Below are 12563 nucleotides of genomic sequence, written 5' to 3' on the forward strand. Positions count from 1 at the left end.
TTATTGAACTTCAATCATAGGAACACGTTTAGTTACCCCGCAAAGCAACTCATAACCAATTGTTCCAGAATGTTTGGCAATAACGTCAACGGATAAATCCTGTCCCCATAAAATAGCTTTTTCACCAATTTTAACTTCCTCTTGGCAATCGGTTAAATCAACGGTGATCATATCCATAGAAACACGCCCAATTAAGGGAAACTTTTCACCAAGAATAAGAACTGGAGTACCTGTTTTAGCATGACGAGGGTAACCATCGCCATAGCCAATAGCAATAACTGCAACTAAGCTTTTTCGTTTTGCAGTCCAAGTATTACCGTAACCTACTGACTCACCAATTTGAATGGTTTTAAGAGCAATCACTTCTGATTCAAGCTGCATAACGGCATTTGTGGAAATAGTATTATTCGGAATGTCACCTGCACCATATAGGGATATTCCAGGACGAACCCAATCATAATGGCTTTGTTTAAAGCGAATTATTCCGGCTGAACTAGCTAAACTTTTAGAATACGGGTAAACCTGGGTCGTTTCAGAAAAACGTTGAATTTGGTTAGCTGTAAAGTTTTCTGCCGAAACACTGTTTTCATCTGCAGAAGCTAAATGAGACATCAGATGAATACAAAATTCATTATCTGAACGCTCTAGTTTGGCAATGACCGAGGGGACTTGCTGAACGTCAAAACCTAAACGATGCATACCCGTATCAATCTTGATCCAAACACTAAGTTGTACAGGGATATTGGTATGTAAAAGCCAATTTAATTGATACTCAGAATGGATCACTACATCCAGTCTATTTTGAATAACAACAGGAAGTTCAGCTTCTGAGAAAAGACCTTCAAGCAATAAAATCCTATGCAAAAATCCTTTTTGTCTCAGTAACATAGCTTCATCAATTGAAGCAACGCCAAAACCGTCTGCACTGCTTAATTGGTGAGCCACACGCTCTATGCCATGACCGTAACCATTGGCTTTTATAACCGCCAAAACTTTACTGTTGGGTGCAAGTGATTGAATTTTTTGCAAATTTTGTTGTAAAGCTTGAAGATATATATAAGCTTTAGCTGGACGATACATCATATGCAGATAAAGTTCCTAATATTGCTCATTGGGTATATCAAAGCTTGCGTGGTTCTCAAAGCGAGTGTATTCACCAATAAAGGTCAACGGAACTGTACCCAATGAACCATTACGGTGTTTACCTAAGATAATCTCAGCAACACCTTTATCTTCTGTTTCTGGGTTATATACTTCATCACGGTAGATAAAGATGATTAAATCGGCATCCTGCTCGATTGCTCCTGATTCACGTAAGTCAGACATTACTGGGCGTTTATTAGGTCGTTGCTCAAGGCTTCGGTTTAACTGCGATAACGCAATAACTGGAATATTTAATTCTTTGGCCAGTGCTTTTAAGCCACGAGAAATTTCTGAAATTTCATTGACTCGGTTTTCAGAGTTTGCAGAGCCACGCATTAACTGCAAGTAATCCACTACAACTAGACCCAAGCCTGTCACAAACTTCTCTGGATCTTCTTTCCCCGCTTCAATTGCTTCTTTACGCTGAATATCACGCACATCTTTATCAATACGGCGTGCTCTGGCACGTAGCTCTGTAATCATTAAGGCAGGAGTATCATCAATAAAGACTTTGGCTTGTGAAAGAATATTAATCGCTTTATTTAATTTAGGCCAATCATCTTGAGCCAATTTACCGGTACGCATACGCCCTGCATCAATTCTACCGATTGAGCTAATCATACGCATAGCGAGCGACTCACCTGGCATCTCCATACTAAACACGGCAACAGGCGTTCCATTCTTAGTGGCAATGTTCTCTGCCATGTTCATAGAGAAAGTCGTTTTACCCATAGATGGACGACCCGCAACAATAATTAAATCGCCATTTTGCAAACCTGCGGTTAGATCATCAAATTTTGTTAAGTGGGTTTCTTGACCAGTGATCGTGCCTTCAGAATTAAAGAGTTCGTCAATTTTATTAATGGCTGATTCAAGAAGCATATCCATCGATTTATATAGACGCTCTTTGCCTTCTCCATGCTCAGCAATTCCCATAATTTTTGCTTCTGCAATATCTAAAATATCGCGAATATCTTTACCTTGAGGAAAATAAGCTGCTTCAGCAACTTCGTTACTGGCTTGAATCAGTTTTCTAAGGATTGATTTATCTCTTACTAATTGCGAGTAATAAAGAATATTGGCAGAACCTGGAGTGTTTTTAACCAGTTCAGCAAGATATGGTTTTTCGCCGGCAGTTTCTATTTGGCCAGTATTTCCTAAATAGGCCACAACAGAAACTAAATCGAAGGGTTTGTTGTTACGGTTGAGTTCAATAATCGCATCAAAGATTACTTGGTGTTGTTTGGTGTAAAAATCATTAGAATTAACAATGACACTTACATCATCTAGCACATCATCAGACAGCATTAAGCCACCTAAAACAGATTGCTCCGCTTCTATAGAGTGAGGTGGAACTTTAAAGAGTTCTTCAGCTGAGTTATTTGAGGGTTTTCTTAAGGCCATAATAGAAAAGTTACGATATCAAATTTGATTAACAAAAAAGTATTATAACGTGTTTTCTAAAAACAAAACTGTAGGTCTTGATTATTTATTAAAGGAAAATTGAATAAAATTTAGACATAAAAAAAGCGAGGGCTTTCTAATGAAAGCACCCCGCTGTCTTTAGTAAATCTTTAAATTAAAGATTACTCAGCAGAAGCCTTAACTTCAACTGTAATTGAAGCAACTACATCAGAGTGTAATTGAACATCAATTTCATAAGTACCTACGTGACGTAGAGCACCTTCAGGCATACGAACGTCGCGACGTTCAGTATCAAAACCAGCTGCTTTAAGTGCGTCAGCAATATCTTGAGTTCCAACAGAACCAAATAATTTACCTTCATCACCAGCAACTGACTCAATAGTAACAACTTGACCGTTTAGGTTTTCGAAGATACCTTGAGCAACAGCTAATTCAGCAGCTGCAGCTTTTTCTAATTCAGCACGAATCGTTTCGAATTCTGCAACATTTTCTTTTGTTGCCGCTTTTGCTTTACCTTGAGGAATCAAGAAGTTACGTGCATAACCAGACTTAACTGAAACTTGATCACCTAAAGATCCTAGATTTTGTACTTTTTCAAGCAGAATAACATTCATAGCTTAAACCTCTATAGTTCTTTATTTTCCCATCGGCTTCTAAAATTGACCCAAGTGTCAACTAAACCAATGGTTGCTAAAATCAACATTGCTTGCGGAAACAAGAATAACAAAATATATAACCCTACTAACCAAGCAGAACTTAACTGCTTAATAGATACCGTTTGATGAGCAATGGCAATGCCTTGAAACATCAAACCTGCAATGATTACGGAAGATAAATCATATACCAAACCAGGTTGAGCACCGTTTACCAATCCAATTACCGCCAGTGCAATAGCCATATAGGCTGTTGTTTTAGGTAATGTTAATTGATAAAAATCGGTTTTGAACTGACCTGGATTATACAATTCACTTTGCCACCAACGTGCTAAGACTAAAATGGTAAACCATAAAATAATCATAAACACGGCTATGAGCATCGTTACCATTTCAGCTAGAGTAGGAATTAATTCTTTTTCATAGCTGATTTGTGATGCTTCAAGCATTGGGGCAACGTACTGATTAAACAGTCCTAACCACCACTCAGCTGGATTTGGAACCGTTAGATAAAACAGAACGACACCAATTCCAACCAAAATCATTGCAAATTGAAGTGCTAAAGCTAATGAATTAGTTTGTCTTAAGACAACGGCCATTAACCAAACAGGAAGCATAAATTCAATAACAGAAACAATGGCTGAGAAATACATCCCTGTCATCATTACTGTTAGAGCGATATTTCCAATAACACTCCAAGCAAGGGTTTTAAAACCTTCAGTTACAGATATTCTTAATGTAACTAAGGCAATAATTGCACCAACTAAAATACCGAATGGTGCTAAAAAGACACTCAATGCTGAGAATAAAACAGCTGCAATGTTGGCCTGCATAGGGCCTTTCATTGCGTAATTGGCTATTACTAGCATAGTGTCCCTGTTACTTCTTATTTACCGTCAAACAAATTATTTATGTTGATCAGTATATGGCAGTAACGCAATATAACGAGCACGTTTAATTGCAGTTGCTAATTGACGTTGGTACTTAGCACTTGTTCCAGTAATACGACTAGGAACAATTTTACCTGTTTCAGTAATGTATGCTTTCAAAGTATCTAGGTCTTTGTAATCAATTTGTTTAACGCCGTCTGCAGTAAAACGACAGAATTTTTTTCTACCAAATCCTCTAGCCATCTTCTTACTCCTTATTATCGCGAGTATCGCGACGTTTATCAAAACGCTCATCTTTCTTAGCAAGCATTACTGAAGGCTCAGTAATAGCAGTTTTTTGCTTAGTAACCATGCTACGTAATACAGCATCGTTATAATAGAAAGCATTTTCAAGTTCATCTAATGCTTCTTGATTACATTCAATGTTAAGCATGATGTAGTGAGCTTTGTGTACCTTATTAATAAGGTAAGCAAGTTGACGGCGACCCCAGTCTTCTAAACGGTGAATTTGACCACCAGACTGTTCGATAAGGGCACGGTAACGTTCTAGCATTGCAGGAACCTGTTCAGATTGATCAGGGTGCACTAGAAATACGACTTCATAATGACGCATTCATTTTCTCCTTATGGATGATAAAACAGTCTCCTGTCACAAATAATTAAGCTAATTATTTTTAAGCTTATTTGTGCAGTGAGACAAGGATTTTCTCAGGCAAAGTACCTGGAAGCCGCGAATTATAAACGATGCAGACTAATAAAACAAATATTTAAAGATAAAATACTGTTTTATAAAGAAAAGAAGGTAATAAGATGTGTGTTTTGAATTTTACCAGGCCTGGAAAAAGTAAATTTGATTTTACCAGGCTTGGTAATTTATTAACTTACAGCGTTTCTAAGCTAAGGTTAATTTGTTCTAGAACTTGTAAAGGTTGATTTGATTGCGTTATTGGTCGCCCTACTACTAAATAGCTAGAGCCCGCTTTCATTGCCATTGCTGGTGTCATAATACGTTTTTGATCATTAGTATCACTGCCTTCAGGACGAATTCCTGGTGTGACTAAATAAAAATTATTACCAACTGTTTTGCGTAACACTTCCGCTTCTTGAGCAGAGCAGACTACGCCATCTAAACCAGAATCTTTAGCCAAAGAGGCTAAGCGTAATACATTGTCTTGAGGAGAGCCTTGTAATCCAATCTCTTCTAGATCTTGCTGTTCCATACTAGTAAGGATGGTTACTGCAATTAAAAGAGGTTTTTGTTTGATGTCACTCATTTCTGCTAAAGCTTGTTGTGCGGCTTGCATCATTTTTCGCCCACCTAAAGCATGCACATTTACCATCCAAACCCCCATGCGCGCAGCGGCTTGTACAGCTTTGGCTACCGTATTAGGAATATCATGATATTTAAGATCTAAAAACACATCAAAACCTTGGCCAACGAGGTTTTTAACAAACTCTGGCCCCGCAACAGCAAAAAGCTCTTTACCCACCTTAAGTCGGCACACTCTGTTATCAAGTGTTTGAACAAAATTTAATGCTGCATTGGCATTAGCAAAATCTAAAGCAATCAAAACTTTAGGGTCTTGGGGAATAGTGGTTAACTGTGAATTCATTTATAACTCTGTTTTTGTTTATTTTTCTAATAATTCCAATGAATTAGACTCTTTTTTTAAAGTCTCATTAACTTCGACATTGGCTTTTCTTAGTTGAATAATTTGATTGGAAAGTTTTTGATTCTCTTTGTTTTTTCTGCGAATCACCCAGCGTAAACGCATAACCTGCATAAAGATAATGATGGCACCAATGATCATACCTAAAATCAATAAAACAGCCATTATTACACTTAATGGAAGCGATAGCTTTACAAGAAAAAGATCTAACTCTACAGGGGTAGGATTCAAAACACCTAAGGTTACACCTATTAGTATAAATAAAAGTGTAAAAAGGATAGAAACTAGTTTAAACATGTGAGAATTCTCTATCAGAAGATATAGAGATTATAGTAGAAGAATAAAAAAAGGGGTGAAAATTCACCCCTTTTTTAATGTTATTGCAAAATATCGGTATGTTCTTTAGATTCATCAACACGTTCTCTTAAAGCCTTTCCAGGCTTAAAGTGTGGAACACGTTTATCATCTAATTTAACTGTTTCCCCAGTTTTAGGGTTACGGCCGACTCTTGCTTTTCTGTGATGTAAGCTAAAGCTACCAAAGCCGCGTATTTCAATACGTTCGCCTTGTGATAATGTATCAATCATAGAATCAACAATTTGATTCACTGCAATCTCAACATCCTTTTGGGCAAATTGAGTTTGTTTTCTTGCAATGAGTTCGATAAGTTCAGACTTGGTCATTTGATATTGCTCTTATTTATCTCTCATCAGAGAGTTTCAATAAACTAATACGAAATATCAAATTCGTATTAGAGACCAAGGTGTAGTCTGTAAGTTAACTAACAAACAGACTACCCTTTTACAAAGACAGGTTTGTAATCAGTGATTACATTTTATCTTTGAAAAGGTCACCTAAAGTAGTACCAGCAACAACTTGTTGTTCTGAGTACCCTTTAATTGCTTCAGCTTCTTCTGCAGCTTCTTTTGCTTTAACAGAAAGAGATAAAGAACGGTTTTTACGGTCAATATTGGTAATTCTTGCAGAAACTTCGTCGCCTTCTTTAAGAACGCTTGAAGCATCACGAGTATCTTCCATTAACTCAGAAGCGCGAAGGTAACCTTCAACTTCAGGAGCTACATCGATAACAGCACCTTTCTCATCAACAGATTTAACTGTACCAGTAACAATAGAACCTTTACCGTTATCAGCAACGAACTGACCAAATGGGTCTTGCTCTAACTGCTTAAGACCTAAAGAGATACGCTCACGATCAGGATCGATTGAAAGAATAACTGTTTCTAGCTCGTCACCTTTTTTGAAGTCACGGATTGCTTCTTCACCAGGCTGGTTCCAAGAGATATCAGTTAGGTGAACAAGACCGTCAATACCACCGTCTAGACCGATAAAGATACCGAAATCAGTGATTGATTTGATGCTACCAGAGATTTTGTCGCCTTTAGCGTGAGTCGCTGAGAAACCTTCCCATGGGTTAACAGTACACTGTTTGATAGATAGAGAAATACGACGACGCTCTTGATCAACATCAAGGATCTTAACGCGAACTTCTTGACCTAAGTGAACCACTTTAGATGGGTGGATATTACGGTTAGTCCAATCAAGCTCAGAAGTATGAACTAGACCTTCAATACCATCTTCGATTTCGATGAAAGCACCGTAATCAGTGATGTTTGCAACTTTACCAGCCACTTCTGCACCCATTGGGTAACGAGAAACCATATCTGCCCAAGGATCTTCTTCAAGCTGCTTAAGACCAAGAGATACACGGTTACGTTCTTTGTCAAACTTAAGAACTTTAACATCAATTTCATCACCAACTTGTACGATTTCAGATGGGTGATTAACACGACGCCAAGCCATATCAGTGATGTGTAGAAGACCATCAACACCACCAAGGTCAATGAATGCACCGTAGTCAGTAAGGTTTTTAACGATACCTTTAAGTGATGCACCTTCTTCCATGTTAGCAAGAATTGCTTCACGCTCTGCTGAGCTTTCTTGTTCGATAACTGCACGACGAGAAACAACAACGTTGTTACGCTTACGATCAAGCTTAACAAGTTTCATTTCTACTTCTTTACCTTCTAGGAAACCAAAGTCGCGAATTGGACGGATATCCACAAGTGAACCAGGTAAGAAACCACGAACGCCTTCAACGTCAACAGTAAGACCACCTTTAACTTTACCAGTAACAAGACCGATAACAACTTCACCCTCTTCCATAGCTGTTTCTAGGCGATCCCAAGTCTTAGCACGCTTAGCTTTTTCACGTGATAAACGAGTTTCACCTAAACCATCTTCTAAAGATTCTAGGTAAACTTCAACTTCATCACCAACAGCAACTTCAAGTTCACCGTTTGCGTCTAGGAATTGAGACTTAGGAATAGCAGACTCAGACTTCATGCCAGCGTCTACAAGAACAGTTTCTTTGTCAATACCTACAACGGTACCGATGATTAGAGAGCCTGTGTTAAATTTTTCTTGAAATGATTCTTCAAATAATTCAGCGAAAGATAATTCACTCATGGATAGTATTACCAATATTTTCATACCGTTTATTTATCGCAGATGGGATATAAATAAATAGACGGGTCAGTTAACAATTGCCAGCTTCCCAGTTGCTAGCTAAAAATACAAATCCCCAGCCTTTAAAAAAGACCAGGGATTTAAAAAACTTTTTAAAATCAATTGGTTAAAATTGATTTTATAACCAATTAAGAATAAAAAAACTACTTCATAATTCCTTTATCCCACAACAAAGATTCTGCTTTTTTACATACTTCTTGTATATCTAATTCAGAAGTATCGATCACAATTGCGTCATCCGCAGGTCTGAGTGGAGCGGTCTTACGACCCGTATCTCGCTCATCCCTTTCTTTGATGTCTTGAGTTATCTGAGCTATGTTAGCATCAACTCCTTGATTTTTCAACTGTTTAACACGTCTTTCTGCTCTTACCTCAGCAGAAGCTGTTAAATAGAGTTTTACAGGTGAATTTGGGAAAACAACGGTACCCATATCTCTACCATCTGCAATTAAACCAGGAGACTGTGCAAAGTCTTTTTGACGTTGTAACAATGCCGCTCTAACTTCAGGAATAACGGCAACGGTTGAAGCAACACCTGCGACTTCTTCTGTTCTTACTTTAGAAGTAACATCTACTCCATCATATAAAATACTTGTCGCTTTAAATTCAACTGGAAGTTTTTCAGCTAAATTTACCAGGCCTGGTATATCGTCAAGAGCCAAATTGTTTTTAACGGCACCAAAAGCTAAAGCACGGTAAATAGCTCCACTATCTAGAAGGTGGAATCCCGTTTTGCATGTTAAATATTGAGCCAATGTGCCTTTACCTACGCCACTTGGACCATCAATAGTAATCACAGGTGTATTAGACATTTATGCATCCTTTTCAGCGGTAACAGACATACCGACTTCATTAATTAATGACAGGAATGTTGGGAAAGAAGTATTTACGTTAGCACAATCATCTATCACAATTTCAGAAACCGCATTAATGCCTGCAATCGTCATCGCCATTGAGATACGGTGGTCGTGGTGACTTTGTATCTCAGCATTTTGTACAGATTGTGTTCCACCGTTGATAATCATACCATCCGGTGTTGGTAAAGCATCAATACCAACGGCCGTAAGAGCATCAGCCATTACTTGAATTCGATCAGACTCTTTCACACGTAACTCTTCCGCACCAGTTAATACCGTTTGGCCTTCTGCGGTAGAAGCAACTACAAATAACACTGGAAATTCATCAATCGCTAAGGCAACCAACTCTTCTGGAATTTCAATACCTTTTAACGGTGCATATTTAATATGTACATCAGCAACGGGTTCACCACCTACCTCGTGGAAATTTTCTAATTGAATATTCGCACCCATTAATTTAAGAATATCAATAATTCCAATTCGGGTTGGATTCATGCCTACATGTTCAATGACTAAATCAGAATCTTTAGAAACCGCAGCTGCAGCCATAAAGAATGCGGCAGATGATATATCTGAAGGCACGTCAATATGACGCCCAGTTAATTTGCCCCCGCCTTGTAAACAGGCTTTCATTCTTTCATGATCTAGCTTTTCGGATTTTACTTCATAGCCAAAACCATTCAGCATACGCTCTGTGTGATCACGAGTTGGTGCAGGCTCAGTTGCACATACTTGGCCATCTGCATAAAGACCGGCAAGTAAGACACAAGATTTAACCTGAGCACTAGCCATTGGCAAAATGTAATCAATCGATCTTAAAGTATTGCCCTCACCATAAATCTTCATTGGTAAAGTACCGCCTTCTGCGGTTTCAATCTTGGCACCCATTTCAGTTAGGGGATCTGTAACACGTTTCATTGGTCGTTTTGATAATGAAGCATCACCAATTAACTCACAATCAAAATTTTGCCCAGCTAAAATACCAGCCAATAAACGTGTTGATGTCCCCGAATTACCCATATCCATTGGTTTTTCAGGCTTTTTAAGACCACGCAAACCTACACCTTGAATAGTGACATTACCATTTTCAGGCCCTTCAATTTGCACGCCCATATCTTTAAAAGCTTGCAAAGTGGCTAGAGCATCAGCACCTTCAAGAAAGCCGGTGACCGTTGTTGTACCCTCAGCTATCGCACCTAACATAATGCTTCGGTGTGAAATGGATTTGTCACCAGGTACTCGAATGCGACCTTTGATAGTGCCACCAGGTTGTACTTTAAATTTTACGTTTGACATAATTCACTGTTCTTTTAATAGGGTTAATCTGGTTATTAATTGGTCTTGTTAACTATATGTTTGTCTCGGGCCTTTTTAGCTTCGCTAAACAAGGTATAAAGAGCATCGGCATCTTTAGACTCTACCAGGCCTGCTAATTCTTCAATTGCCAAACCATAATTTTTTAACCATTTAACAATGGCTTCCGAATTATAAATGGCAATATCACGCCACATTACCGCATCACTTGATGCAATACGGGTAAAGTCTCTAAAACCACCTGCGGTGTATTGGAACACATCACCTAACTCTTCATGCTCATTAAGCATATCAACTAATGAAAATGCGAGTAAATGTGGTAGATGACTGGTCGCCGCAAAAATCTCATCGTGTTGCTGAGCGGTCATTATTTCAACTTTAGCACCTAAAGTTTGCCATAACTCTTGTACGGTTTTTACGGCCTGTTGAGAAGTATTTGGTGTTGGTGTAAGAATCACGCGGTGGTCTATATACAGCTCTTCATCTGCAGCCGTTACCCCACTTTTTTCTTTCCCGGCAATTGGATGACCCGGTACAAAATTTACAGGTAACTGCCCAAAAACGTCTTGAGCCGATAGGATGACACTGCTTTTAGCACTGCCACCATCGGTAATAATGGTATTTTCAGCTAAGAAGGGTTTCATTAACTCTAAAGAACTTTGCATTGCCCCTAAAGGCACGGCAAGAAATATGAGATCACTATCGGTTACGGCTTCTTCCATATCTAAAGAAAAAGAGTCAATAACACCCAATTCAATGGCTGTTTTTAAATTATCTGGATTTTGGCCAAAACCCATGACTTCATCTACCAGTCCTGCTTTTTTTAAACCTTTAGCAAATGAACCGCCAATTAGGCCAACACCAATAATGGTTATTTTTTTAAATGTTTTCAATTTATTTATCCGCTAACACGGTTTTAAGTGCATCAATAAAGTGGGCGTTTTCAATCTGTGTTCCAATTGAAACTCTTAAATAATCTTTTATACCGTAATTGGCAACAGGTCTAACAATCACTCCCTCTTCAAGTAGTTTTTGATTGAGGTGTAGGGCTTTATCACCCAGGTCTATACAAACAAAATTTCCAACTGAAGGAATATAGTTAATATTTAAATCGCTCAGTGTATCAATAATCTGACGCATGCCTTGCTGATTCACTTTAACGGCTTCAGTAACAAAATCTTGGTCTTCTATCGCTGCAATAGCAGCAACCTGTGCAAATTGATTGACATTAAATGGTTCACGTACTTGGTTGATATATTCAATAATTTCACTATTTCCAACCATATAACCTAAACGCAATGAAGCGAGACCATAAGCTTTGGAAAATGTTCGTGAAATCAATAAGTTTTTATACTCTTTTAAATAATCAACACCATCAAAATAATCAGCTTCATCAATAAATGATTTTGCATATTCAACATAAGCTTCATCTAAAACCACAATCACTTTGTCAGGTACTTGGCTAATAAAGCTCTCCCACTCAGTACGTGTAAAAAATGTACCTGTTGGGTTATTAGGATTAGCAATGTAAATAATTTTTGTTTTATCTGTAATCGCTGCCAACATAGCTGGTAGGTCATGCCCCCACCCTTTTGCTGGTACTTCAATACCGGTTGCACCGACTACTTGAGCAGATATTGCATAAACGGCAAAAGCATATTGTGAGTAGATAATTTCATCACCAGGCCCTGCAAAAACACGAGCAACTAATTCAAGTAACTCATTTGAACCATTTCCGACGGCAAGTTGTTCTTTTTGTACATTCAGAAACTTGGCCAGGACCTCTTTTAAATCATAAGCACTGCCATCTGGATAGCGAGAAATATTTTGTAACTCGACTTGAATGGCATTGATGGCTTGTTGACTACAACCTAACGGGTTTTCATTTGAAGCCAGTTTGGTAATGGATTCAAGCCCTAACTCTCTTTGTAATTCATTAACTGGTTTGCCGGGGATATAAGGATGAATTCCTAAAACCTGTGACTGAACCTGATCACAAAAAGAACCTGTATTTATTGTCATATATAAACCTAATTAAACGTCTTGCGGATATTAAACCAGTGA

General features: G+C 38.2%; 14 protein-coding genes. All 14 read right to left on the reverse strand.

Annotation, left to right across the window (positions count from 1 at the left end; translation table 11 throughout):
- The 14 genes from alr to hisC all read right to left on the reverse strand — a co-directional run bounded on the left by alr (window position 1) and on the right by hisC (window position 12521).
- A complete protein-coding gene (alr, locus tag ACORJQ_RS07550; RefSeq protein WP_321323352.1) occupies window positions 1-1083 on the reverse strand; it encodes an alanine racemase in 1083 nt (360 codons plus the stop codon).
- A gap of 15 nt (window positions 1084-1098) precedes the next feature.
- Window positions 1099-2547, reverse strand: a complete 1449-nt coding sequence (gene dnaB, locus ACORJQ_RS07555; RefSeq protein ID WP_321323353.1) for a replicative DNA helicase — start codon at window positions 2545-2547, stop codon at window positions 1099-1101.
- A gap of 182 nt (window positions 2548-2729) precedes the next feature.
- Window positions 2730-3182 (reverse strand): 50S ribosomal protein L9, encoded by a 453-nt coding sequence (gene rplI / locus ACORJQ_RS07560; RefSeq protein ID WP_321323354.1) that lies wholly within the window; start codon window positions 3180-3182, stop codon window positions 2730-2732.
- 11 nt (window positions 3183-3193) lie between these two features.
- Complete coding sequence (locus tag ACORJQ_RS07565; protein ID WP_321323355.1) at window positions 3194-4090, reverse strand: YybS family protein; 897 nt, start codon at window positions 4088-4090, stop codon at window positions 3194-3196.
- Between the two features lie 36 nt (window positions 4091-4126).
- On the reverse strand, window positions 4127-4354 hold the full coding sequence (gene rpsR, locus ACORJQ_RS07570; RefSeq protein WP_029407535.1) for a 30S ribosomal protein S18: 228 nt from the start codon (window positions 4352-4354) through the stop codon (window positions 4127-4129).
- 4 nt (window positions 4355-4358) lie between these two features.
- Window positions 4359-4724 (reverse strand): 30S ribosomal protein S6, encoded by a 366-nt coding sequence (gene rpsF, locus ACORJQ_RS07575; RefSeq protein ID WP_321323358.1) that lies wholly within the window; start codon window positions 4722-4724, stop codon window positions 4359-4361.
- Between the two features lie 268 nt (window positions 4725-4992).
- On the reverse strand, window positions 4993-5724 hold the full coding sequence (pyrF, locus tag ACORJQ_RS07580) for an orotidine-5'-phosphate decarboxylase (protein WP_321323361.1): 732 nt from the start codon (window positions 5722-5724) through the stop codon (window positions 4993-4995).
- Window positions 5725-5742: 18 nt separating this feature from the next.
- Window positions 5743-6078, reverse strand: a complete 336-nt coding sequence (locus tag ACORJQ_RS07585) for a LapA family protein (protein WP_321323362.1) — start codon at window positions 6076-6078, stop codon at window positions 5743-5745.
- A gap of 80 nt (window positions 6079-6158) precedes the next feature.
- On the reverse strand, window positions 6159-6464 hold the full coding sequence (locus ACORJQ_RS07590; protein WP_040725068.1) for an integration host factor subunit beta: 306 nt from the start codon (window positions 6462-6464) through the stop codon (window positions 6159-6161).
- Window positions 6465-6609: 145 nt separating this feature from the next.
- On the reverse strand, window positions 6610-8268 hold the full coding sequence (rpsA, locus tag ACORJQ_RS07595) for a 30S ribosomal protein S1 (RefSeq protein WP_321323366.1): 1659 nt from the start codon (window positions 8266-8268) through the stop codon (window positions 6610-6612).
- Between the two features lie 203 nt (window positions 8269-8471).
- A complete protein-coding gene (gene cmk, locus ACORJQ_RS07600; protein ID WP_321323369.1) occupies window positions 8472-9140 on the reverse strand; it encodes a (d)CMP kinase in 669 nt (222 codons plus the stop codon).
- Window positions 9141-10481, reverse strand: a complete 1341-nt coding sequence (gene aroA, locus ACORJQ_RS07605; protein ID WP_321323371.1) for a 3-phosphoshikimate 1-carboxyvinyltransferase — start codon at window positions 10479-10481, stop codon at window positions 9141-9143.
- A 35-nt stretch (window positions 10482-10516) separates the two neighbouring features.
- A complete protein-coding gene (locus ACORJQ_RS07610) occupies window positions 10517-11392 on the reverse strand; it encodes a prephenate dehydrogenase (protein WP_321323372.1) in 876 nt (291 codons plus the stop codon).
- Window position 11393: 1 nt separating this feature from the next.
- Entirely contained in the window at window positions 11394-12521 is a 1128-nt protein-coding gene (hisC, locus tag ACORJQ_RS07615; protein ID WP_321323374.1) for a histidinol-phosphate transaminase, read from the reverse strand.
- Window positions 12522-12563 lie beyond the last annotated feature (42 nt).

Origin of the sequence: Thiomicrorhabdus sp. (assembly GCF_963662555.1) — a bacterium.
In the GTDB taxonomy this organism is placed as follows: domain Bacteria; phylum Pseudomonadota; class Gammaproteobacteria; order Thiomicrospirales; family Thiomicrospiraceae; genus Thiomicrorhabdus.

What these genes read in the sequence shown, in the direction of transcription:
- rpsF (WP_321323358.1), bottom strand. Translation starts at nt 4,724, where the DNA reads ATGCGTCATTATGAAGTCGTATTTCTAGTGCACCCTGATCAATCTGAA.
- rplI (WP_321323354.1), bottom strand. Translation starts at nt 3,182, where the DNA reads ATGAATGTTATTCTGCTTGAAAAAGTACAAAATCTAGGATCTTTAGGT.
- ACORJQ_RS07565 (WP_321323355.1), bottom strand. Translation starts at nt 4,090, where the DNA reads ATGCTAGTAATAGCCAATTACGCAATGAAAGGCCCTATGCAGGCCAAC.
- dnaB (WP_321323353.1), bottom strand. Translation starts at nt 2,547, where the DNA reads ATGGCCTTAAGAAAACCCTCAAATAACTCAGCTGAAGAACTCTTTAAA.
- aroA (WP_321323371.1), bottom strand. Translation starts at nt 10,481, where the DNA reads ATGTCAAACGTAAAATTTAAAGTACAACCTGGTGGCACTATCAAAGGT.
- rpsA (WP_321323366.1), bottom strand. Translation starts at nt 8,268, where the DNA reads ATGAGTGAATTATCTTTCGCTGAATTATTTGAAGAATCATTTCAAGAA.
- cmk (WP_321323369.1), bottom strand. Translation starts at nt 9,140, where the DNA reads ATGTCTAATACACCTGTGATTACTATTGATGGTCCAAGTGGCGTAGGT.
- rpsR (WP_029407535.1), bottom strand. Translation starts at nt 4,354, where the DNA reads ATGGCTAGAGGATTTGGTAGAAAAAAATTCTGTCGTTTTACTGCAGAC.
- pyrF (WP_321323361.1), bottom strand. Translation starts at nt 5,724, where the DNA reads ATGAATTCACAGTTAACCACTATTCCCCAAGACCCTAAAGTTTTGATT.
- hisC (WP_321323374.1), bottom strand. Translation starts at nt 12,521, where the DNA reads ATGACAATAAATACAGGTTCTTTTTGTGATCAGGTTCAGTCACAGGTT.
- alr (WP_321323352.1), bottom strand. Translation starts at nt 1,083, where the DNA reads ATGATGTATCGTCCAGCTAAAGCTTATATATATCTTCAAGCTTTACAA.
- ACORJQ_RS07590 (WP_040725068.1), bottom strand. Translation starts at nt 6,464, where the DNA reads ATGACCAAGTCTGAACTTATCGAACTCATTGCAAGAAAACAAACTCAA.
- ACORJQ_RS07585 (WP_321323362.1), bottom strand. Translation starts at nt 6,078, where the DNA reads ATGTTTAAACTAGTTTCTATCCTTTTTACACTTTTATTTATACTAATA.